The 24,693-nt window shown below is 43.9% G+C and carries 16 protein-coding genes; 5 read left to right on the forward strand and 11 right to left on the reverse strand.

Annotated features, from left to right (window positions below; all coding sequences use genetic code 11):
- Positions 1-195 precede the first annotated feature (195 nt).
- Positions 196-792, forward strand: a complete 597-nt coding sequence (locus tag ABQ275_RS12240) for a porin family protein (protein WP_349318596.1) — start codon at positions 196-198, stop codon at positions 790-792.
- Positions 793-831: 39 nt separating this feature from the next.
- On the opposite strand, the gene ABQ275_RS12245 is transcribed toward ABQ275_RS12240, so the two are convergent.
- Positions 832-1,389 (reverse strand): RNA polymerase sigma-70 factor, encoded by a 558-nt coding sequence (locus ABQ275_RS12245; RefSeq protein WP_349318597.1) that lies wholly within the window; start codon positions 1,387-1,389, stop codon positions 832-834.
- A 58-nt stretch (positions 1,390-1,447) separates the two neighbouring features.
- On the opposite strand from ABQ275_RS12245, the gene ABQ275_RS12250 reads away from it, so the two are divergent.
- From ABQ275_RS12250 to ABQ275_RS12260, 3 genes are all read left to right on the forward strand, one after another.
- Positions 1,448-2,668, forward strand: coding sequence for a FecR domain-containing protein (locus tag ABQ275_RS12250; protein WP_349318598.1), 1,221 nt, complete (start codon positions 1,448-1,450; stop codon positions 2,666-2,668).
- Positions 2,669-2,735: 67 nt separating this feature from the next.
- Positions 2,736-6,110, forward strand: coding sequence for a TonB-dependent receptor (locus ABQ275_RS12255; protein WP_349318599.1), 3,375 nt, complete (start codon positions 2,736-2,738; stop codon positions 6,108-6,110).
- Positions 6,111-6,122: 12 nt separating this feature from the next.
- On the forward strand, positions 6,123-7,652 hold the full coding sequence (locus ABQ275_RS12260; RefSeq protein ID WP_349318600.1) for a RagB/SusD family nutrient uptake outer membrane protein: 1,530 nt from the start codon (positions 6,123-6,125) through the stop codon (positions 7,650-7,652).
- A gap of 124 nt (positions 7,653-7,776) precedes the next feature.
- Here ABQ275_RS12260 and ABQ275_RS12265 read toward each other — a convergent pair whose 3' ends face one another.
- From ABQ275_RS12265 to ABQ275_RS12300, 8 genes are all read right to left on the reverse strand, one after another.
- Entirely contained in the window at positions 7,777-9,303 is a 1,527-nt protein-coding gene (locus tag ABQ275_RS12265; RefSeq protein ID WP_349318601.1) for a glycoside hydrolase family 32 protein, read from the reverse strand.
- Positions 9,304-9,347: 44 nt separating this feature from the next.
- Positions 9,348-10,100 (reverse strand): SDR family NAD(P)-dependent oxidoreductase, encoded by a 753-nt coding sequence (locus ABQ275_RS12270; protein WP_349318602.1) that lies wholly within the window; start codon positions 10,098-10,100, stop codon positions 9,348-9,350.
- 75 nt (positions 10,101-10,175) lie between these two features.
- A complete protein-coding gene (locus ABQ275_RS12275) occupies positions 10,176-13,601 on the reverse strand; it encodes a hypothetical protein (protein WP_349318603.1) in 3,426 nt (1,141 codons plus the stop codon).
- A gap of 89 nt (positions 13,602-13,690) precedes the next feature.
- A complete protein-coding gene (locus tag ABQ275_RS12280; protein WP_349318604.1) occupies positions 13,691-15,352 on the reverse strand; it encodes a RagB/SusD family nutrient uptake outer membrane protein in 1,662 nt (553 codons plus the stop codon).
- Between the two features lie 29 nt (positions 15,353-15,381).
- Positions 15,382-18,738, reverse strand: coding sequence for a TonB-dependent receptor (locus ABQ275_RS12285; protein ID WP_349318605.1), 3,357 nt, complete (start codon positions 18,736-18,738; stop codon positions 15,382-15,384).
- A gap of 244 nt (positions 18,739-18,982) precedes the next feature.
- Positions 18,983-20,161: a FecR domain-containing protein gene (locus ABQ275_RS12290; RefSeq protein ID WP_349318606.1), complete on the reverse strand. Its 1,179-nt coding sequence runs from the start codon at positions 20,159-20,161 to the stop codon at positions 18,983-18,985.
- Between the two features lie 151 nt (positions 20,162-20,312).
- Positions 20,313-20,885, reverse strand: a complete 573-nt coding sequence (locus ABQ275_RS12295; protein WP_349318607.1) for a sigma-70 family RNA polymerase sigma factor — start codon at positions 20,883-20,885, stop codon at positions 20,313-20,315.
- Positions 20,886-20,973: 88 nt separating this feature from the next.
- Positions 20,974-22,056, reverse strand: a complete 1,083-nt coding sequence (locus ABQ275_RS12300; RefSeq protein WP_349318608.1) for a sialidase family protein — start codon at positions 22,054-22,056, stop codon at positions 20,974-20,976.
- Between the two features lie 311 nt (positions 22,057-22,367).
- Here ABQ275_RS12300 and ABQ275_RS12305 point away from each other — a divergent pair, with 311 nt between their 5' ends.
- A complete protein-coding gene (locus tag ABQ275_RS12305; RefSeq protein WP_349318609.1) occupies positions 22,368-22,700 on the forward strand; it encodes a YegP family protein in 333 nt (110 codons plus the stop codon).
- Positions 22,701-22,798: 98 nt separating this feature from the next.
- Here the strand turns inward: ABQ275_RS12305 and ABQ275_RS12310 are convergent, their stop codons facing one another.
- Positions 22,799-23,713 (reverse strand): alpha/beta hydrolase, encoded by a 915-nt coding sequence (locus tag ABQ275_RS12310; RefSeq protein WP_349318610.1) that lies wholly within the window; start codon positions 23,711-23,713, stop codon positions 22,799-22,801.
- A gap of 224 nt (positions 23,714-23,937) precedes the next feature.
- Positions 23,938-24,588: an NAD(P)H-dependent oxidoreductase gene (locus ABQ275_RS12315; RefSeq protein WP_349318611.1), complete on the reverse strand. Its 651-nt coding sequence runs from the start codon at positions 24,586-24,588 to the stop codon at positions 23,938-23,940.
- Positions 24,589-24,693 lie beyond the last annotated feature (105 nt).

Below are 24,693 nucleotides of genomic sequence, written 5' to 3' on the forward strand. Positions count from 1 at the left end.
TGTTCAAATTTATGCATTTTCAATAATTCGCAGCAACTCCTGGAATCAGAAAGTATTAAACAGATAAAAGGGCTGGTATTTTGCCGGGAAAATTCCGCACATGATAGTCGAAAACAGCCTGATCATCTATTAGTCGTGATCAACCGGCAATAGATATAAATGTTATCCGTTTCTTTATGGTTAAAGTATTCAACTATGAAAAAACGTTTACTATCAGCGGTGGCCATGGTGCTTTTTATTATTTCGGCTGCCAGGGCGCAGGAGCTTCATTATGGTATAAAAGCGGACCTGAACCTGTTTAAAATTGATGGGGAAGGCATACAATCAAACTACAACCCGGGTGTGCGGCTGGGCGTTTTTGCCACGTACGATTTTACAAAGGCGTGGGGACTACAACCAGAACTCCTGTTCACACAGGCGAATGATAAAAAATCAGATGTGTTCAATGCCCGGTATGTCAACACCAGTAACCACGATGCAAACAGCAAGATTAAACTGAGTTATATCACGATCCCACTGTTGATACGTTATAATATCAACAAGCTGATTACCGTGAATGCGGGCCCGCAATACAGCTTCCTTTTCTTCTCCAATGAAAACCTGTTGATCAATAACCGGGATGCTTTCAAAAGAAATGATTTCGGATTGGTAGGTGGTCTAACGGTCTCTCTTCATGCAGTACATTTCTATGGCAGGTATGTGGTGGGAATCACGGATCTGAATAATATTGATGATCGTTATAAATGGAAAACGCAACAGGCGCAGATTGGGGTAGGTATTAATATTAAATAATGACAGATCAGCTGCTTCTTTTTTAAAAAGAAGTAGCTGCTATTCTTCTTTCAACTGTTTTCGGAGCACATGCAGGGCTTTTACGATATGTTTTTCCACTGTGCTGACGGAGATGCTCATTTTTGTAGCAATCATCTGGTGTGAGAGGTATTGCATCCTGCTCAGGATAAATGCCTCTTTACATTTTTCCGGCAGGCTGTTAATGATGTACTGTATCTTTTCTTCCAGCTTTTTACCATCAATTTGCTGATCAGCTGTATCGCTGGTATGTGTTTGCACCTGTTCCTTGAGGGCAGCATATTGTTTCTGTTGCACCATACGCTGGCGGAAACGATCTATCATGCCATGTTTCAGGAGTGTTTGCAGGTAAGCAAACAGGTAATTGTTATTTTCAATGAGTGCACGCTTTGTGTACAACCGCACAAATACATCCTGCACTATTTCCAGCGCGTCTTCCCTGTTCTCCATCCGCTTATAGGAGATATTAAGCAAGCGGATAAAATAACGGTCATAAATAGCCTCAAATGCTGCTATATCACCTTCCTTCAATAATTGGAAGAGGTCACTGTCGGTCGCGCTTGTATATAAAGGCTTCATCTTATGATTCAAAAAAACTAAAAAAAAATTACAAAAGCAAATAGCGGTATGATCTTTTTTGCTCGTTTATAGATGTGATAAGAAAGATGGAGACCGGTATCTCATGATGGACGACAATATAGATATAAAAATATTGGAAAAGTACCTGGAAGGTACTGCTTCTGCGGAAGAACAAGAGATGATTGAAGCATGGCTGGCGGAGCGGGAAGCCCATCCCGCCTTGTTTGAGGAGGAAGAATCGGAGGAAGCACTTCAATATAAAGCAACGGCGAAAATAGCTGTGATGGACGAGCTATATGCAACCGGGGCAGTGGACCGTCCTTACCGTAAACGACGTATTTTCCTGCTGCGGCTGGCTGCCGCCGCCTCCGTGCTGTCGGCCATTGTAGTGGCGGCCAGCTGGTTCTGGGGAAATATAACGAAAAAGCATATACGAAACCAGGTAGCATCCAAGGAAGCCAGGCCTCCATTGTCCCGTAACAGGGCCATCCTGGAGCTTTCGGGTGGACGGACCGTTACTTTGGAGTCCATACAAGCCGGACAAACCCTGCAGGAAGGACAGGTAACCATCATAAAAACAGCCGGCAATGAAATTCAATATCAGCCGGCAGAGATGACATCCCAACAGCCGGTTGTCATGAACAAATTAAGTGTACCAAAATCATCACAGTACATAGTTGTATTACCAGACGGCACTAAAGTATGGCTGAATGCCGGATCAACCATCAGCTTCCCGGCAGCATTTACCGGCAAGAGCAGAGATGTGGCCGTTACGGGAGAAGCCTATTTTGAAGTCGCCAAAAAAGTAACTGATCATGGAGGAAACTATCAACCATTCCGTGTAACAACGAAAAAAATGACGGTATTAGTGTTAGGCACACACTTTAATATCAATGCCTATGAAGATGAACCCGCTGTCAGCACCACTTTACTGGAAGGCAGTGTGCAGGTAAAAGTGAACAAACAGAAAATACAGATCAGGCCCGGAGAGCAGGCGCAGTTGAACAATGCCGGCAACCTGTCCGTAACACAACCAAATATCAAAGAAGTAGTAGCCTGGCAAAAAGGCTATCTGCAATTCCACAACACACCGCTGCAAGAGGTATTCAGGCAAATCGGGCGTTGGTACGATGTGGAAGTTGTTTTTAAAGGGATAGCTCAGCAAGGGTCATTTCATGGAAAAATTTATCCCGGGATGAAACTGCCGGAAGTACTCCGCAGCCTGGAAATAAATGGGGCCATGTTTACATATGACGGGACCAAAATTATTGTAGAATAAATGCTCAACCAAACGATCTTTTGAAAACTATTTACTGCCTCCAAAATTAATTACTAAACATCAGATTATGAAACAACCCGTTACGCGATTCCTTTCGGGAAGGGCATCTTCCCGTAGAATACTGTTGCTGCTAACCTGCATGCTGACTATCCTCTGGGGCAGCACCATGGCCGAAAAGCAATCCAACAGAATCACATTGAATGTTACCGATCAACCACTTGAACAGATCTTTAAAAAGATTGAAGCAAAAACAGATTATGTATTCTGGTACAAAATGGATGTGCTGAAGAAAGCGCAACCTGTAACCATAAAAGTGAACGATCAGGATATTTTGCAGGTACTGGAAAGCATCTTTAAAAACCAGGACCTCACTTACACCATTGAAAAAAACATCATTGCTATCAGGGAAAAACAACCAGAGGGCATCACCGGTATCAATCCGCTGATAGCCCCGCTGGCGGTGATTAAAGGGAAAGTACTCAACGATGACGGAGAGCCTTTACCCGGTGTTACCATTAAAACCAAAAGCAACAAAGTATTTGCCACCACTGATGAACACGGCCTTTTTACCATTAAAGTTGACCCCGGAGAAACACTTATCTTTTCTTACATCGGTTATGAGGCTTCTGAAGTAATCATAAAATCGGAAGAAGCCCTGACCATCACCATGAAACCCTCTTCCGATAAATTATCAGAAGTAGTGGTAGTTGGATATGGTACACAAAAGCGCGCTAATTTAACCGGCGCCGTAGCGACCATCAATTACGACAAAGCCCTGGAAAACAGGCCCATCACCAATCCCAGCCAGGCTTTGGCTGGTAAAGTAGCCGGTGTATTCGTGAGCCAGAACTCCGGATCACCGGGCAGCGATGGCGCCACCTTGCGTATCCGTGGTTTTGGTACGCTGAATAATACCGATCCCCTCATCCTCATAGATGGTATTGAAGGCAAACTTGCAGAAGTAAATCCTTCGGATATCGCCAGCATTACCATCCTGAAAGATGCAGCATCCGCCGCTATTTATGGTTCCCGTGCTGCAAATGGTATTGTGCTGGTAACCACAAAAAGAGGTAGCTATAATTCAGAACCTGTCATCTCCTACAATGGCTACTATGGCTTACAGCAACTGGGTAAAAAATATGACCGCATTAATAACAGTGAACAATTTATGAAAATGTGGAACACGGCTGTGGTAAACAGTGGCGGAGATCCCCTGTTTCCACAGAATGTGATTGATGATTTCAGTAAAAATAAAGATCCGTATCTCTACCCGAATACTGATTTTTATAAAGAAATATTCCGCACTGCTCCTATTACCGAACATAATATCTCTGTAAGAGGTGGTTCTGCGAAACAGAATTTCTTCCTGTCTGCCAATTATCTTTCACAGGACGGGATTATTCGTCAGACTGACAGTAAACGTTATGGGGTAAATTTTTCCATCAACAACAAAGTAAAAGACTGGCTGGAAATAGGTGGCCGTGTACAGATCACCCGCAAGATTACCAACAGCCCGGTGGATGGTATTAACCGTGTTTACTACATCATGTCAAACGGTGCTTATCCTTTTATAGCACCTTATACAGCAGACGGCCGTTTCGGCGCCACACAGGCATTACGTCCGGATGGCTCTCCTATCGTGGATTCCCGCAACCCGTTGGCCGACTTATATAATGGCAACAGCCAGTATGCCAATAATTTCTTCAGGGCCAATCTGAATGCTACCGCAAACATCACAAAGGACCTGACTTTCAAAACGATGTTTACCGGTCAGTCCAACAACAACCGCCAGGATAAATACAACCAGCTCAATTATGTATATACCGCTGGTGGCGTACAGGGCAAGGTGCTGGATTATCCTTCGCAGATTTCTCCATACCGGGCTAATAATGAAGAGTTTTACTGGGTATATTATAACACCCTCAACTATACGAAATCATTTAACAACACGCATAACTTCTCTGCTATCGTGGGTATGCAGGCAGAGTCTTACCAGTTGAAGAATATGTTTGCACAGAAATCTGATCCGCCTAAATCCGGATTGAATGAAGTAGATGCCGGTACCAGTAATGTACAGGCTTCTGGCAACACTACAGAATGGAGTATGCTGGGTTATTTCGGAAGGGTAAACTACAACTACAAGGAAAAATACCTGCTGGAAGGTAACATCCGCGCAGATGCGTCTTCCCGTTTCAGGGAAGGAAACCGCTGGGGATATTTCCCGTCAGTATCCGCAGGATGGGCCATGGAAAAGGAAGAATTCATTAAAAACATTCCGGCTATTTCACAATTGAAATTACGCGCATCCTGGGGACAACTTGGTAATCAGAACATCAGCAATAACTATCCTTATATCGGGTCTGTTACACAAACTAACGGTACCAGCTATACGGCGGGTGGACAATTTGCACCGGGTGCAGCTATCACTGCACTGGTGGATCCGAATATCAGCTGGGAAACCACTACCAGTACGGATATTGGCCTGGATGTCGGTTTGTTTAATAATGCACTGTCTTTTGAACTGGATTATTTTAACAAGAATACAGATCAGATCCTGGTGCAACTGCCTATTTCTACAGTATTAGGACAAGTAAGCGCACCTATCCAGAATATCGGGAAGATGAATAACAAAGGATTTGAAATATCAGCCAATTATCATTCTCCTGAATATAGCTCCGGCTTCAGTTATTCCATCGGAGCGAATTTCACCTATATCAAAAATGTGGTGACCAAGTTCCGGGAAGATGCACCGGATCAGCTGTGGCTGATCAGAGAAGGGCTTCCCTACAAAATGCTGTATGGTTTTAAATCAATCGGTGTATTTCAATCTGATAAGGAAGCCAGTGATTACATGAGTAACAACGGGTACGTTCCCGTGGCTGGTGATCTGAAATATGAAGATGTGAATGGTGATGGTAAACTGGATTTTAACGATAAACAATCGTTGGGGAATACTTTACCTAAATACACTTATGGTGCTACATTCAATGCCAACTATAAAAACTGGAGCCTGAATATTGTTACGCAGGGACTGGCAGGTATCAGTGGTTACAATCAGAGTGCATGGACTACCCCACTGGGTATTTCCGGTGGTACCCTGCTCACCAGGTGGGAAAACGCCTGGACACCTGAAAACCATAGCAATACTTTACCCCGTATAGTCGTAAACGATACCTGGAACAGGTATGAGTCTTCTTTCTGGATACAGAACATGAGTTACTTTAAGATCAAGAATGTACAGTTGTCGTACCAGCTGCCTGCATCTTTACTGCAAAGGATTCATTTCAAAGGCGGCAGCATCTATGCCAATGTGCAGAACCTGCCATCTTTTACCAGTAAAGGATACTTCGGCTTTGATCCGGAGCAGAACACATTCGAAAACGGTAGCGGTGTTTATCCGACACCTGTTATCACTTCTTTTGGTATTAATCTGCAACTTTAAACTGAACTGACTATGAGATATATATTCTTAATGACGATAGCCGCGGCATTCATGGTAAGTGGTTGCTCGAAATCTTTCCTGGATAAAAAGCCGGATGACCGTATCACTACAGATAATTTCTGGGCAGACGAATCTGATGCCAACCTGGCCTTGTATGGTGTATATAATGTTTTGCATCAGGACTTTGTATATGGTTATGGCGGCGGATTTGACGCCTGTACACCCAATGCCTACCAGTGGGCTCACTGGGAAGGTATGGAACAACAGGTAGGCAACGGCAGCATTTCAGCCAACGATGCCGGCATTGTAAGTGGCCGCTGGCAGAAGTGTTATACCGGTATTAACCGGGCCAATACTTTTATCGAAAACATCGACAAAGTACCGATGGATGATCAGCTGAAAGAGCAGATGAAAGGTGAAATCTTTTTTTTAAGAGGCGTCTTTTATGCCTTGCTCGCAAATAGTTATGGTGGCGTACCGGTATTTACCAAAACGATCAGCGCCGACGAAGCCCGCACCCTGAAACGTAATACAGAAGAAGAAACATGGACGCAGGTACATGCTGATTATGATGAAGCGATCAAAAGACTGGGCACCACCGCACCTATAACAGGCAGGGCTACACTGGGCGCTGCACTGGCCATGAAAATGCGCGCTTACCTGTACAAAGGCAACTGGGATAAAGTACTGGAGTATACCGCTAAAATTGATGCATTAAACAAGTATAGCCTGTTCCCCAGCTATCACGGCTTATTTCAGCTGGCGAATGAAAATAATGCTGAAGTAATCTTCGACGTGGAATATATGGATGGCCCCTTCACCCAGGGAAGTTTATTTGACCGCCACTGGCAGCCGCAGAATATGAAATATGGTATCGATGGTTCCAATTCCGTTGCACCTATTCAGAATTTAGTGGATGCCTATGAAACCATCGACGGCACACCGGTAAATCCCGCAACCCCTTATGTAAACAGGGATCCACGGCTGGACTTTACCATTCTGCGCCCCGGTGCTTATTTCCAGGGACAGCTGTATCCTGTTGAAATTAAAAATCATACCGGGCAGAAAGTTGGTTTCAGCATCAGGAAATATACCATAGAAACCCAGCAGGTAGTAGCCGGACAAGAGCCTTTGAATTTTATTGTTTTCCGTTACGCAGATGTAATACTCTCCAAAGCGGAAGCATTAATAGAAAAAGGAACAGATGTACCAGCGGCTATTAAACTGATTAACCAAATCCGTACTTCCCGTACAGATGTAAAAATCAAGCCATTACCCACCGACCTTTCCCAGACAGACGCCCGTATAAAGCTGCGTCATGAAAGAAGAATAGAGTTTGCGCTGGAAGGTGTTTATTGGGATGATATCAGACGTTGGGGCATTGGTAAGGACATCTACCCCGTTCAGGTGCGCGGCGCTGATGGCGGACTGATTGAAACAAAATTTGGTAATGGATATGTACAGAGTAAATCCATGTACCTGCCGATTTCCAATAATGAAATTTCTTTAAATCAGAACCTGACACAAAATCCAGGGTATTAAAATTGTTTTGCGTTTTTAAAGCATCCCTTGCTTTATTAACCCAGTGAAAGGCCGCATAGATCTTAAGATTTATGCGGCCTTTATCATTTGCCCGACATCTTCACAAAATGATCACTGGAACTAACTATTCCCAAATACTTTTTAAAGGCGTTAGTTGTAATGATTTCATGCTAAAATGAGCCGGTGACTGGATCCGGATATTAGAGAATACCTGGTCGGGGAAAAATATATCCGTCATTACAGAAAGACCTTTATCCGCGAAAAGTTCTACAGATGCATTGTCCAATACAATGGTCATATCCAGTTCAGGACTATTTGAAAACCGGGGAGCAGTATGCTTTGCAGCAAAACCATCCTGGAAATCAGCTTTGCCGGATTGGGTTCTGTCTATATAAAACTGATTATTTTCTTTGTCATAACCCATTACTACTTTCTGAGCAGAGTCATTTGAAATTGTAATAGCGAAACTTTCTATTTTGTCCGCAGTGAGGTGCAGTTTTACAGGACCCGACACCTTTCCGGCTTTACCGGTAAGGTCATAGTCTGTTACATCCACATTTATTGCTCTGACTGTTTTTCCTTCGAGTACATCCAGCTCTGTAACCGGTTGGGCAGTGAGCAACCATTTATCCCCTGCTTTCGTGATCCCTAACTCCCTGGGGATAGTATTGGCGCTTCGCCATTGCTGTGTAGGCACCAGAGTAGCATAATGCCAGTTGCTCATCCATCCGAGGAATATTTTGCGTTTGCCGGTGTTCGACCAGGTGATACCCGCATAGTTATCAGGTCCGTAATCCACCCATTTAATTTCCTTATCTGAGGCAGTAAATTTATTACCATCAAACTGTCCGGTAAAATATTGTGTGGCAGATCCTCCACCAGGACCTCCGGAGCTGACGCTTACCAGCAATACCCATACCTGTTCTCCATTGTAATCCAGGGAGAACAGATCAGGACATTCCCAAACACCTTCGTGAGATCCTTCCTGCTGGCCAAATTCACTTTCCTTAGTCCAGTTCTTCAGATCAGGTGAGCCATAAAAAGTAATCCGGTCTTTGGTAGCCAGCGTCATCACCCATTTTTTGCCTGCTTCAAACCACATCACTTTAGGATCCCGGAAATCCCTTATTCCCGGGTTTCTCAACACAGGATTATTTTCATATTTGGTCCATGTTTTTCCATCATCCAGGCTATAGGCAAGACTTTGTTTTTCATAATCATCCCTGCCTGCGTTCTGGATAAGGGTATCATGGTGGGTAAAGATGGCCACCAGGGGAATTTTCCCATCTTTGCCGAAACCACTTGTATTATTACTATCCACCACTTCGCTTCCGGAATAAATATAGCCCAGGCTGTCGGGGTACAAAGCGATGGGCTGTTGCTCCCAGTGGATAAGGTCTTTGCTGGTAGCATGGCCCCAATGCATAGGCCCCCAGACATTACTGTCCGGATAATGCTGAAAAAACAGGTGATACTGGTTATTGAAATAAACCATTCCGTTAGGATCATTCATCCAGTTTGCTTTGGGGCTAAAATGGATTTGAGGCCGGTGTTTTTCGTGATAAGTTGTACCCTCCTTCCCTTGCTTAATTGCATTGCTGCAAGCAGTTAGCACCGCAAACAGCAGGAGGTATTTTAATTTTGTCATCATTTATCTTTTTTGAAAAATTTGATAATCCATTTAATTATTGAATGCTAGTAGGTGGCCCTGCCACCGGAAATATCATAGATAAATCCTGTAGAAAAACTATTTTCATCAGACACTATAAAACAAGACATAGCTGCTACTTCTGCAACCGTACCTAATCGTTCCATCGGTATTTTCGCTGTCATATAGGCCAGTTGTTCCGCAGAGGTACCATCATTCATCGGTGTTCTGATCACAGCAGGTGCCAGTCCGTTAACCGTAATCTGTGTGGTTGCATATTCCTTCGCCACCCCTTTAACAAGCCCTATAACACCAGCTTTGGTAGTGGAATAACCCACCATTCCGGGGTTGCCTTCTTTGCCGGCAATAGAGGCAATCAATAATATCCTGCCCTGCTGTCGCTTCTCCATTATTTGTAAGGTATATTTTGTGATCAGAAAAGTACCTTTCAGATTAACATCATATATCTGATCAAAATCGGCTGTTGTGTACGCAGTAATGCTGGTAGCGGTAGGACCAACAATGCCGGCGGCATGCACCAGGATATCGATCTGCTGCCACTTCTTCTCCACCGCCAAAAGGCTTGCTGACACCTGTGTTTCATCACTGATATCGGTTAAATATCCTTCTGCGTGTATCCCTTCCTGTTGGAACGCTTCCACCGTACTTTTTAAAGCGGAAGCGTCTCTATCAAAAAGTGCGACTACGGCTCCCTCCTTTCCCAGCCGGTGTGCTACAGCCATCCCGATACCGGTTGCACCGCCCGTGATGACTGCTATTTTATGATTAAACCGATCCATTCTTTTGTAAATTTAAAAGGGAATAAATTCCATATTCTGCCTGATACGGGTGGATTTGTATTTTCATATCCTGCATTAATAAACTATCGTAACGTGTACCTTTTTATTTGTTTGGGGAATAGTAATAGCTTCCCGTTTGGCATCCCACTCCTGCCACACTTTCCCATTAATGGTAACAGCACGGATTGGTTGCTTAAATGGAGCACGTACAAAAAGTAATACTTTTTCGCATTTTTTTTCCGGGAGTGTTATATCTGCTTCAATGGTGCCGGGTAACTGTCCGCTTTGCAGGGTATAGCTCATTTTCCCATATTCCGTGTGTGCATTATTCAGCATTATTTTATTTCCCGGTTCGAGCCAACGTTGCGGCGTACCATTTGCCAGCCAGAGTTCTTCGCCGCTTTCCATCACGAGTAAGTCACAGATCTGACCTACAAACCGCGCTTCATCGGGGGCTTTGTAAAAAGGTCCGCTGCCATGCTTCCACATGCGGTATTCTTCACTGAATACATTTACATCCGGATAAAAACAGGATACAAAATCATTGTACAGATTACGAAGGGCAGCAGGAATCTCCTGTCTTTGCAGGTACGCGCCTACCGGATTCTGGAGGTTAGCCTGGAATACCATGCCACCGCGGCTAAACCAGTACTCATCATCCACCCAGCCATGTGTGTTCAGGTTAAGAGAAGTAGAAAGGGTGATATTATCTTCCCAGTCATTCAGGATCCAGTCGCCCATAGATTCGGCAGGTTCTACCACGCCTGTTTTAAGTAAAACAACAGGGCCGTACAATGCCTCACGGGTAGCGGTTAAACGTAGTGTGGGGTACATGCCTTTATTATAACGATCATAGTACTTCGCTTTCTTAGGGCCGAAATACCGGAAACGCTGGTACGGCCGGGTAGGCACATAAGGCACATAGGTACCGTTTCTAAGCCTTACCACAGGACTTAGCTCTGTAGCCCTGTCCAGGCTTCTTCTGATATCTTTGTAATAGGCAGCGGCCTCTTTACGATAATAAGCAGCTTCGGGCAGGCCGGCACTTTCAAATGCTTTGGCCATTGTTTCCAGTCCGAGGTAAGAATAGGCATTCGTGGCATACCAGAAACGCCAATCGCTCACATCTTCCAAAGAACCCGCAGGCATCAAACCATAATGGGTCGCCGTATCTCCATGCTCATCCAGTTGTTTTGTATTATTACGTTGTTCAATAATCCAGTTGGCCGCTCTGGCCATGTGGGGCGCCGCTTTTTTCAACCACGCTTTATCCTGTGCATATAAATAATGATGCGCCAGGCCCCATAGTACGGTGCCATGGTGCATGTTGTAGCCTATTCCTGTGAGATCATATCCTTCCGCCACCTTAACACCATACAGCACATCCTTCTGATCTCCGGTAAAATCGCCGGGAAGTTTGCGGCTACCCTGCAACGCCATAAATGTGTTCAGGTAGTTACCGGCCGTGGAGAAATCGCCCAGGCGGTTTAACAGGTTTGTCTGAAACACGGATTCATTCGGAAAAACCATATACCTGATAGCAGCAGCAGGCACCATGTACAAGCCGCTTTTAGGATCTTTGGTGGTACCCATCCGGATATGCGGCACTACTGCCCTGCTCATATCATTAAACTTCGGTTCCGGTACGTTATAGACCACATTCTTTGCTACAATATCCCTCCAGTAGGAAACGACCCTTTCCTTTTCATTTTCATAATTAAGCGCAGCCAGCTTCGCTTCATCATTTACAGTCAGATCGCCCACAAACGGGAAATAATAGTACAGCACTTTTGATGAGTTGGGTGCTAATGCTATTTCCCGGCGGATAGATCTGTTGGCGCCTTTGTCGTCCTTTTCCAATGTGGTGTTTGCCACATTCTCCGGACCGGAAGGCATGTAAGCCCTGATAAATTTGCCGCCCTTCACCTCATCCATGATAAAACCATTGGTGGCAGTAAGGCCATTTACAGCCTCATTCGCCGACAACCATACCGTTGCATTCCGGGGTTTGAGCGCGGGGTTTGATACCGTTACTTTCACCAGCAGGATAGCCGGTGTTTGTTCACTTCTGGCAGGATCATCGGGAGACAGCGGCCCATGCAGCAGTGTCGTAAATACTTCTTCATCATATATCAAACTATCTTGTCTCCATTTAGTATTTACTACCGGTATATATCCTTCCAGCATGGACGTTTTGGAATTCTCCCTGGTCCGCAGGTAATCCGGTTTTGCGCCGCTACCAATGTTCCATTTGAGATCCAGCCCTTCCCAGTTACAGCGGAGCAATTCTTTTCCCTGCGCTCTCACTTCTTTTTTGTCCATGATAATATTTCCACCCCAGGACAACATAAATTTCTGCCAGTTGGCATCCGTTGCTAATGGAATATAGATCCGCTCATCATCCTGTGTTTGAAATGGGTCTAAAGGCGGAATCTCTGCCAGGGCGCGCTCATAGGACTGTTCGGGTTCTTCCAGGATCTTCTCCCGTATAGTTTTACCCTGTACAGGATTTGCTTTTGCAAAAGAAACCGGATCCGCAGACCGGGTGATGTAGGCATTATAGTGAGGAATATATATAGGGCCTTTTTCCAGGTCATCCGGAGAAAAAGAAAAAGTACCCAGATTGGACCGTACAGTAACTACTGTTTCCGTATTGGATCCCGGCAGGGTTTCTTCTGCAGTAAAAATATCCGCTACAATTCCTTTCTCTTTCCTGTTCAAGTTCATTTTCCAGGAGCTCATACCGGTCTTTTTATCCTGGCGGTCCCAGTTCCAGGCAGCAACATTTTTTATATACCCATTGAAGATTTCAAGGCTACCTTCCAGTGGTGTGCTTTTATTATTTCCGCAGCCCATTTGAATGCGGATAGACTTGCTCCTGGCTTTGGCCGTGGACAGCACATTGATAGCCGCTATACTTTTAGCCGGCTGCGGGAATAATACACGCACCTTCAATGTTCTGCGATAGGTAACACCCGGCAGGTTATCAGCATCATTGTTTTCCTGCGCATTCAGCGGCTTAAAGGTATAGATCACGCGTTTACCCTTCACCGTTACATTTGTTTGTGCTGTCACCCAGTGGCCACGCCAGGGATCATCTTCATGATCATCCATGGAGGGCATGTGCGGAGGTGGGTCAGGCCAGCCATACTTCCAGTACTGCAACTGTGCTGACTGCACCACATCCTCAACAGCACTTTCCTGATAGATAACTTCAACGGCTGTGATATCCCGTGCATCCCACCAGAAAACGCCAATATTGGCGCCAGCTGATTGTGCGCGCGTTGCAAACTCCGTAAAGCTCACCGGCTTACCCAGCGTATCTGTATTTTTATACCAGGAACGAATAGATCCAAAGGGGGTTATATTCAGGTTGGCACTCTCCACCGGCTGCACCACTTTTCCTGTATTGCTACTGCTTTGTGCAACAGCTACCAGGGAAAGATGCAGCCCCAACAACAACAGGCATATCTTTAAATTACTAAGAGAACGATGTATCATATTTACTCGATTGGAAACACAAATGACATTACAGGTAATACCGGATGGCATTACCTATAGCATCATTCAGATAAATTAATCAGGCTGTTCTAATTATATCCAGGGTTTTGTGTAAGGGAGGTAGTTCTTTGCAATTCGTACAAAGGAATAGGCAACAAATAATTCTGCGGCGCGTGAAATACGCGGTTTTCCAAATCCTGGTAAACGAACTTACGGGAACCATCCGGCAGCCTGGTGATTATTACCTGTCTAACCGGTTTGTTTTCCGTTATCTCTGCAATTTTCCAGCGGCGTACATCATAATAACGATGGCCTTCCAGGCACAGTTCCACCTGTCTTTCATTATAGATTCTTTTCAACAATTCAGCATCTTTAGTTGCAACCGGTATGGTGGTCACTCCTGCGCGTGCGCGCACCAGATTGATATACTCACGTGTCACATCCTGATGTCCCAGGTGATATTCAGCTTCCGCATAATTCAAATAAATTTCCGCTAATCTTGAAATGATCCACGGTTGATTACTTTGGTTAATGGCAGCCATATTAAAGGTGGTATCACAATATTTACGGAATGTATAACGGGTAAGGCTATTGTTCCATTCTTCAAGACCTGCATCACTATCCAGTCCTCCTTCAAAAAATTCGGCAACATTCCCGCTGGCGCCACGATACTCCAGGTCCCCGGATCTTCTGTATCCCCTGCCATCATAAACGATATCCGCATAAAAACGCGGGTCCCTGCCGGCATAAGGGTCCTGTGGATTATATCCGGAGCCTGCCTCATCAATCATCTTGCCATTGGCCATGTTGAATGCATCCACCAGGTTCTGGGTAGGCACATGAACGGCCCAACCATGATAGCTGTTAGGAGAAAGCCAGGTATCGAAAATATGATAACCATAATCCTGGTTATTGGCACGCGAGAAAATTATTTCCGCATTAAAATTGGTGGAAAATATCTGTGGATAAGGGCTTTCATTACTTTGTATCAAATGGTAACCTGGCAGATCAATGACTGCTTTGGCCGCTTTTGAAGCCTTTTCCCATTTAGCTAAATCGTTGGTGGGATTCCATAAAGGGCTGGCAGCATACAAAAGAATCCTGGATTTTAATGCCAGCGCAGCGGCGGCGGTGATCCTGCCTTTATCCTCTTCGGCAGTGTATCCGGCAGACAACAAGGTGGCCGCTTCATCCAGTTCAGCGATCATGAAATCAAGGCATTCTTCAAAAGAAGCTCTGGGGATATCAAAATTATCATCGAGTTTAACCTGTTTGGTGATTAATGGTACGCCGCCATAGTCGCGGGTGAGCGTAAAGTAACTATAAGCTCTCAGGTAATGCACCTGCCCTTTTAACAAATTAATATCGGTTGCATCACCGGGTACCTCACCGATCCTTCCGATAAAGATATTTTGTTTTTGTATCTGTGAATAGGTATTCTTCCATACATCAAAAGAACCGATATTGTCTGGGGTTAAGGCGCCTGCATTAATGATACTTCTCACCCCATTATAATCAAACTTATTGAACCCTTCATCACATGCAGGAGATAGCAGCAGCGCCCTTACGCCTCCTCCATCGGGTAGTACGGTGTAAAGATCATTTACATATGCCTTCACGAGGTTTATATCCCCCCACACAGTAGCGTCAGAATAAGAAGTGAGAGGCTCCCTGTCTAAAAAGCCTTTATTACAAGACAGGATGGAAAGAGACAGTAAAACGATATATATGCTAGTTGATAATTTCTTCATGGCAATTTGCTTAGTTGGTCTACAAATGATTAAAAATCGAGGTTTACGCCAAACTTATAGATCCTTGTTTGCGGATAGTTATTTCCTGTAACGTTATTTGTTTCAGGATCCAGATCATACTTCTTCAGGTTATCAAAAGAAAGTAAATTAAATCCGCTGACATAAAACCTGGCGCCTGCGCAACCAACTTTAGAAAGGAGTGATTTTGGCAAATTATAGGAGATCTCCATTGATTTTAAACGGAGGAAAGATGCATCTACGAGCCAGAAATCGGCATCTATATTATTACGGAAATCTGCGTTGTTGAAGGCTCTTGGATATTTAGCATCCGTATTGTTTGCAGTATACCTGTCTTCGTACAACCAGATGGGAGGCGCGCCCACAGAGCTTTGTCTTTGTGGCAGGATCAGTTGTTTGGCCTTTGCCTGGCCACTCAACAGCATATTAAATTCGAAGTTCTTATAACTTGCACCTAACGTAATACCATATACGAGTTTTGGTGTGGCAGATTCCGGAACACGGATTTTGTCTTCACTGCTGATACTACCATCCCCATTGCGATCCCTGATCCAGATATCGCCGGGTGCAGCGCCATTCAGATGAGCTGATTTATCTACTTCTTCCTGTGTGCGGTAAATGCCATTTGTTTCATAAATCAGCCAGGCATCAATGGGTTGCCCTTCTGACTTCTGCCATTCCGGTACTTCTTTAGGTTCATCCCTGAAGAGGATTTTACTTTTGGCATAGGTAATATTACCGCCAATTTTATAGTTAAAATCTCTTGCTTTACTGCTATAGGTGGCAGATAAATCGAAGCCCCTGTTTAATGACCTGCCAATGTTTTCATCGGGCAAACTCAAACCGGTATAGGTAGGAATGGAAGCATTACGATGTGCCAGGATATCCCTGCGCAGATACCTGAAGTAATCGGCTGTAACGGAGAACTTTCCATCCAGGAAAATCGCATCCAGGCCCACGTTCCTGGTATCCTGTTTTTCCCAGGTAATAATTGGGTTTTCCGTAGCAGATAAATATACCTGTTGTACCGGATCGATATCAGGCCCGAAGAAAACGCCGCCGGAACCCATTGCATATGAATTGAAAAACTGGTATTGTGCTACATCATCATTACCCATTAAGGCCCATGAAGCACGTATTTTCAGCTGTTCAAATGCGGAGGTCCAGTTTTTGAAAAAATCTTCTTCAGATATTCTCCAGCTTAATGAAAGCGCCGGGAAATAACCCCAACGGTGCTGGGGAGCAAAATTGAAGGAACCATTATAGCGTAAAGAGAAGTCGGCGAGATACTTATTGTTGTAATCATAGCCTATTCTTCCAAATACGCTCTGCCTGGCGGTTTGTGCACCCATTCCACCATTCTGCTGGCCTACCGCGGAAGCAGCAAACAATTGATCCAGCTTGTCAGAAACCAGGTCGTACCTGAAAGCATTTAACGAGCGATATTTATCTTCGTTCTGTTCGTAGGCTATAAATGCATTTACATTGTGTACGCCAAATTTCTTCTCATAATTCAGTTTCAGAAAATAATTCTCTACAAAAGAAGTAGACTCACTACGTCCGATCCTGGACCGGTCTGTCATATTTCTGTTGTTTATAAATTCTCCGGTAGCCTGATTATACAGGTAGTTATCCCATTTTTTATTCAGGGTGGTTCCACTGTAAGTAGAAACATCAAACGCACCATAACCACTCAGGGTTAAGCCATCCAACAAAAAGGAAGGTTGCCATTCAAAGCCGATTTTTGACATAAAGTTCTTATCCTCTTTCTTCTCATATCCGGGTGCACCGCCTACGAGGATAGCAGGGTTTAAACCATGATCAATACCCGGTCCAGGCAAGCCATTAGGCCAGTAATCCGGTAAAGAAGGATAGGCAGATATTACCTCATGCAGGATGCCACCCAGGTCGTGTGAAGGGTAGTCCCTGTTTTCCTTTCTGGCGGTGAGGTCAAGATTAACTTTTAATTGCTTGCTGATCCTGGCGTCGATATTTGAGCGGACGTTATACTGCTTGTATTTGATGATGCTATTCTTGAAGTTACTGCCCTGATCCAGCATCTGACCGGAGATATAATATTTTACCTGGTCGGTACCACCTGAAACGGAAATGGTATGATCCGTTTGTGGCGCATTCTTTTTGAACACTGCTTTATACCAATCCACACTGGGATAATTCAGTGGATCGTTGCCCGCATAATATTTATCTATTTCAGATTGCGGGGTATTCAGTGTACCTACTTCATTATAATAAGTGTAATAATCGCCTGAACCTACCAGCTTGCGCATGCGCGTCAGCTGTTGCAAACCATAACTACCGTTGTAACTGACAACGGGTTTTCCGATTTTACCTCTTTTAGTGGTTACTAAAATTACGCCGTTGGCTGCACGCACCCCATAAATTGCTGCGGATGCATCTTTCAGGAAAGTAATACTTTCTATATCTTCCGCAGCAATCCTGTCCAGTCCTCTATCTGCTACACCATCTACTACCACCAGCGGGCCCTGACCGCCACCGAAGGTATTAAATCCCCTGATGGATAAGCTGGAGCCATCGTCGCCGGGAAGACCGGAGCGGTTGTTGGCAATAACACCGGCCACGCGTCCGGCTATTGCATTGGATATGTTTGGAGAGGCCGTTCGTTTTAATTCGCTTCCTTCAATCTGCACAACTGCCCCTGTAAGATTTGCTTTCTGCTGTGTACCATAACCCACTACCACAATTTGATTTAACAAAGTGGGAATAGCCTTCAGGGAGATAGCGATAACGGATCTTCCGTTTACCGCTACTTCTGTTTTATCATACCCAATAAAATTCACTATTAGTACGGCATCATTAGGTACCGATAAATTAAACCGTCCGCTTTCGTCTGTTATCGTTCCGGTGCTACCACCTTTCACCTGTATGGTTACACCGATTAATGGCTTACCGTTTTCCGCATCGGTTACAGTGCCCTGCACAGCAATAGCCGCAGCTACATTGGCATTGACTTTCTCCGGGTGCCTGGATCTTTCCAGTACCACAATCGTTTTATCAAGGATGGTATAGGTGAGTGGCTGATCTTTGAAAATTTCATCCAACACTTTGATAAGTGGTGTCTTTCCAAAATTCATGTCCTGACTTTTGGCTTTGCTGATCATCGTATAATTGTACAGGAACTCATACCCTGTTTGCGCTCTGATAGCGTTAAAAACATCTTCCAGCGAAGCGTGTTGTTTAGAATAAGAGATGCTTTGTGCATCTGCCATTGCGCTTACCTGCAAGCATGCTGTGAGTAACAATATGGTGGTAAGTTTCATAATCAACAGAACATAACAGTGAGCCGCCTTTCCTCTTGGAAAGGGCAGTTTTTTAAGGTTTAATTTCATACCTTTGAAAAGTTTGGTTTAGGTTTAATCGTCTAAATAAATTCCTTAATCTGTCTACAACAGATGGTATTTCCCAAACTACCGTATTACACGGGACCGGGAGCACTGGTAATGCTTCCGGTTTTTTTATTGGGAAAACCCTTGATACTGGTTTAAATAAAAATTAAAAAAGATAAGATTGCTCTCCTGCCCCGCTCCCATAGCTGCATACGTGGGGATGCGCCATGACAGGCACTATAAATTGCTAGTCCATTACAATAATTTTCCCGTCTTTCATTTTGAAGTGTACGGTTCCTGTTAGTTCTAATCTTTTCAGCAATGCGGTAGCCTCACTATAACGTGACATGACACCGCTAAAATTTTTGCTATCGAGATTCTTGGTTGCATATACTATTTCTACATTATACCATCTTCCTACTTCCTGCATGATGGATACAATATTGGTGTTGTTAAAATGGAACAACCCGTTTTTCCATGCCAGGGCTTCTTCTACATTTACCTGTTTTACTTTTATATCTCTTGTTTGCTGATCTGAAATTGCCTGCTGTCCAGGTTTTAACACGAGACTCTTATCCATTCCCGATACACGGACGGCGCCTTCTGCGAGTGTGGTGCTAATCCTGTTTTCGTGGTAGGTATTGATATTAAAATGAGTGCCCAATACCTGTATCTCTGCATGGCCGGCATCTACAACAAAAGTTTTTCCCATTTGCGGGGCTACTTCAAAATAAGCTTCCCCACTCAGGGTTACGCGCCGTTCGCTGTTATTGAAAGTAACAGGATAGTGCAATATACTACCGGCGTTGAGCCATACTTTAGTTCCATCTGCCAACACTACCTTATACTCACCACCCCGTGGTATAGTGATGGTATGATAACCTATATCCTGCCCGCCGTTATACGGTTCGTCCTGATAAATTAATTCCCCGTTATCCTGCTTTCTGATATGTGCGTCGCCGTTATGCGCTAATGAACCGATCGAAATAGTGTCCAATGAAATTTTGCGACCGTTGGATAAGGTTAGTATGGCCTTGTTGCCACCGGGTCGTATATCATCGTTGATGTGTTGCTGTAGCTCTTGCCCAACCGGTCCCTTATGGTCTGTTGTACGGTGACTCATGATATACACCAGGCTACCTGCTGCCAGTAAAACAAGGATGGCCGCTGCTATCCGTACAGGTTGCAGGATGCGCTTTCTTATGCTGAAAGTTTTATGTTCACTGTCCTGTTGCTTTACTTTATCCCATACTCCATTCAGGATATCATCTTTCAACTGATCACTTTCTGCTGTGCTCAGCCCTGGATGAGGGTCCGGCTCCATTTCAAAAAGATCATAATAAGACTCAATGAACCTGCGTTCTTCGGCTGTTGCAGTACCCTGCCGGTATTTCCGCAGGAGATGAAAAAACGCTTTCTTATTCATTGATGATTATTTTCTGCTTGCTTTATATAACAATGACAGTTCAAAAGGGAAAAGTCCCAAGCATCCTGAAAAAAAATATTGATTGTTTGTAAAGCAGGAAGGAATCAGTAGGGAGATATTGTTGCATTCCTGCCACTGTGGCGCGTATATACTATTTGATCAGTATATAAAGAACCAGTAGTTGGGAGAGATTGGTTCGCAGGTAGGACACCGCCCTGCCCAGTTGATTTTGCACTGTTTTCCTTGATAAGGAGAGCTTCTGCGCTATTTCATCTGTAGAAAGTCCCTCTTCAAAATAATACCGGAAGATCTTCTTCCGCTGGACTGGCAATGTATCTACAAGCGTGTGATAAGCCTGGAGAAAATCGTTTCTCAAAGCAACAGCATCAGCACTATCACCGTGCAGCTGTATATTATCATGGATTAATTGTTCAAAGGGGATGTAGCGCCGTTCTCTTTCAAAGAGGTTTAATACCCGGTTACGAACGGAAACATGGAGATATGCCGGCAGATTTGCTATTTGCAGTTCGGCTTTCTTCAGCCATAAGTTGGCAAAAATATCTTGTGTAATATCCTGTGCCTGGTCATGATTCCTCAATCGTTTCAGCGCACTTTTATAAACTGTTTCCCAATATCTCTCATATAAAATATGAAAAGATTTAATGCTGCCTTCCCGGACATCCTGCCACAATAAATAATCCTGATCCTGGTGAATAGATGTCATAATTGCCTAGTTTACAATAACTTAACTATATTACTCCTGGCTTTACAATTTTTATCTGCTGTACTTTATGAGATCACAAAACCTGCATTTACTCTTTAACGAAATCTGAAAATGCCAGCTCCTCAAATACGATCCCTTCATAGGGTCCTTTGTGACCGGCCTCATATAAGCAGCCCAGATTTCCATTCGGTAGTACTACTAAATTTGAATAGGCAACGGGCCCTGCATGTAATAACTTTTTAAGCGGCCACGTTTTTCCATTATCATAACTGATCCTGACGGTCATGGATATACGATCTTCTGTGCTGGCCGGATTAGAAAAGGCAAGGAATGATTTCCGTTTAGGAAACTCATACCGGAGGAGGCTTCCCTGGCAAACCGGTTCTATTAAGGTACTGTCGCCATATACGTTTGACCAGCTGGCGCCTCCATCCTTGCTGGTGGCTACCTGCCGGATGCGGTTCTCACTGTTATTACGCATATTCAGCATCAGCGTTCCATTGGATAACTCTGCTACCGTGCATTCATTTACCTGGTCTTTAGGAACGATCCCACCCAGTTTCCAGTTATTACCACCGTCATCAGAATAGATCGCATGAGAAAAGTATCTCATCGTTTCATTATCAATATGGTCACATGGGACTACTAACCTTCCTTTGTACTTACCTTTCTTTATCTGGATGCCATTCACAGGTCCGGTAGCGTACCAGTTCCAGTTATTCTTTTTTACATCGCTGGTAATTTCCCGTGGTGCAGACCAGGAGGCGCCATCATCTGAGGATGAAAGTACATATACCCGGCGTGTATCTTTGCTTACCTGGTGAATAATAGCATCTTCCTTATCAGCGCCTAAATTCCAGGTAGCCAGCAAGATAATTTTACCAGTCCGCTGATCTACAACGGGCGCCGGATTACCACAGGTATTGTCTGCATCATTCCATACCATCTCTATTCCGGTCCAGGTTTTACCACCGTCAAAGGATCGTTTTACTACCAGGTCTATATCTCCTGCATCACTGCAATCATGCATACGGGCTTCTGCAAAAGCGAGTAAGGTACCTTTAGTGGTAGTGACTATTGAAGGAATGCGGAAACAAATGTATCCTCCCTCTCCACTCTTATATATATTATTTAATGACTGGGCGGAAGCCGTTTTATTTCCTGCCAGCAACAACCAACATATGCAAAATAAACTAACTATATATGAAATGGAATTTATCCGTACTTGTGAAGCTTTGATCATAACTTATTTCTTACTACCAGGGGAGGCCGTGGAATATTTTTTTCATTTGTTCTTGTAAAGTGTAACACCAGTGCATGTTACAAACGCGCGGAATAAACATACAATTATTTTCGAGGTTGTTATAATTAAATTCATATTTATAAAACTTATGCGCATGATCTTTCCATAAACCTTCGTTGAATCTTTATGGACCAGGTTCGGTTTTTTTGTTAATTTTACTAACAATAAAAACAAACCATATGTCTAAATTTGTTATCACCAAAAGTTCTAATGGAGAGTATCGGTTTAAATTGAAAGCAGGTAATGGAGAAGTAATCCTTGTTAGTGAAGGTTACAATTCAAAGACCGGTTGTCAAAACGGTATTGATTCTGTTAAGAACAATGCTTCTCATGATGAACGTTATGAGAAAAAGACATCTTCCAATGCCAAACATTACTTTAACCTGAAAGCTACAAACGGGCAGGTAATTGGCACCAGTGAAATGTACGAATCAGCAGCAGGACGCGATAATGGTATCGCCTCCGTAAAATCCAACGCAGCCGGCGCCCTGGTTGATGATCAGACAGCCTAATTTTAAAAGATAACGGCTGCCTGGATCTACTTCCAAAAGAAGCATCCGGGCAGTCGTTAAAACAGTATAAGCATTTATTTCTTTTGACCTCTCCTATGTTATTTCATCCAGCCGCTTTGTTGCATCCAATAAATACAACGTCCAAACCACTCTTCAAATGAAGGCGTTTTCAAAAAGCCATGTCCTCCTTTGTTATAAATATGCATCGTTGCCGGTACTTTATTCGTTTTCAGCTGCAAATAAAAATTGACGCTATTCTCAACCGGTACCACGATATCATCAGTGGCATGCACCAGGAAGGTAGGCGGCGTCTGGCTGTTTACATGCAGCTCATTAGAGAAGAAGTTGATTTGCGCAGGCGTTGGCGTAGTCGTCGCTAACAGGTTGTTACGGGAACCGATGTGTCCGATTCCTTTCGAAAAACTGATAACAGGATACACCAGGATCATGAAGTCCGGACGTAGACTGATATTTTCTTTGTTGCTGATGAGGGCTTTGTCAAAATGTGTACCCGCAGTTGACGCCAGGTGACCACCTGCAGAAAAGCCCATGATACCGATCTTCCCGGTATCTACCTGCCACTTGCCGGCATTTTGTCTTACCGTCTTAATGGCCTGCTGTGCATCCTGTAATGGTCCTATGGAAGGATCTTCCTGGAACTGTTTATCCGGCAACCGGTATTTGAGTACAAATGCTGTAATACCCTGTTTATTAAAAGCCTTCGCTACATCAGCCCCTTCCCGGTTCATCAGCAATACGCCGTAACCGCCACCAGGACAAATAATCACGGCCATACCGTTGGCCTGACCCGCTGGCGGCTGGAATACTGTCAGCGTAGGACGGGATACTTTGTAAGCCAGCATGCCTACTTCCCCATTATTCTTGCTGGTTTCTGCGTTCTTTGCGTTGGTGGAATTAGGAATAGCGCCGGGATACAAAGGTAATTCCTCCTGTGCGATAGCGGGCAATATCCATAAACAACAAAACAGTGATACGGTAATCTTTCTGAACATATTTTTTATCTTATTTTAAAGCATGTAGTTAGCGGATAGTAAAATATAATATTTATATCACAATATATAATGCCCCCTCCCAGCCTCCCCCGAAGGGGGAGGAGAAAGGAAATGAGGGCTTATTTTCGCCGTTATGGTGGCTATCTAATGTAGGTAGATAATATTATGTCATCTGGTCACATAAGGTACTCCCGTATTATCTGTAAAATGGTTATAATCAAAGGTCAGAATAAGCCCTCGTTTCCTTTCTCCTCCCCCTTCGGGGGAGGCTGGGAGGGGGCAATTAAAATTTTATCCAGATGCTGACGATATAATTTCATATCGTGCACTACATCAGCATTCTTTTCCACGTCATGAAAATGGATGCCTTCCAAAGGTTCCATGCCGGTAAAAGCATTCATGCGATGAAAACCAAACATGGGTCCATCATCCACACTACGTTCATTAAAAAACTCACCGGGTAATGTAAAAGCGGTAGCAGGCGCATTCCAGGAAGTAGTGACCATATACTTTCTTCCATGAAGGGTTCCACCGGTACCGTAATTAATAGCAGGGTTTGCAGAAGAACGTCCATCACTCCGGTAAATACCTTTCTGATGGCCTTCTGTAAATATCTCATCAATATACTTCTTCATACCATAAGGTAACTGGAACCACCAGATCGGTGTATGATAAATAACCACATCTGCCCATACATAATTTGCTACTTCCTGACTGACGTCATATGTTTCGTTGATATCCGTTGATCTTACTTCAAATCCGGGTTGGTTGCTAAAAAAGTCCAGCGTGGTATCAAAGATTGTTTTATTGAAACGGCCGCCGGAGTGTCCGAAAACCTGACCACCATTGATTACAAATATTTTTCTCGTTTCCATTTCTGTGTTCTTTTTAATTGTTGAACACAAAATTAGGTTGTCGCACACTATTATTAAAATAATACGAATAATGGCTTTATATCATAATTATAATAGTATTACTAT

The sequence above is a fragment of the Chitinophaga sp. MM2321 genome, assembly GCF_964033635.1.
Taxonomy (GTDB): Bacteria; Bacteroidota; Bacteroidia; order Chitinophagales; family Chitinophagaceae; genus Chitinophaga.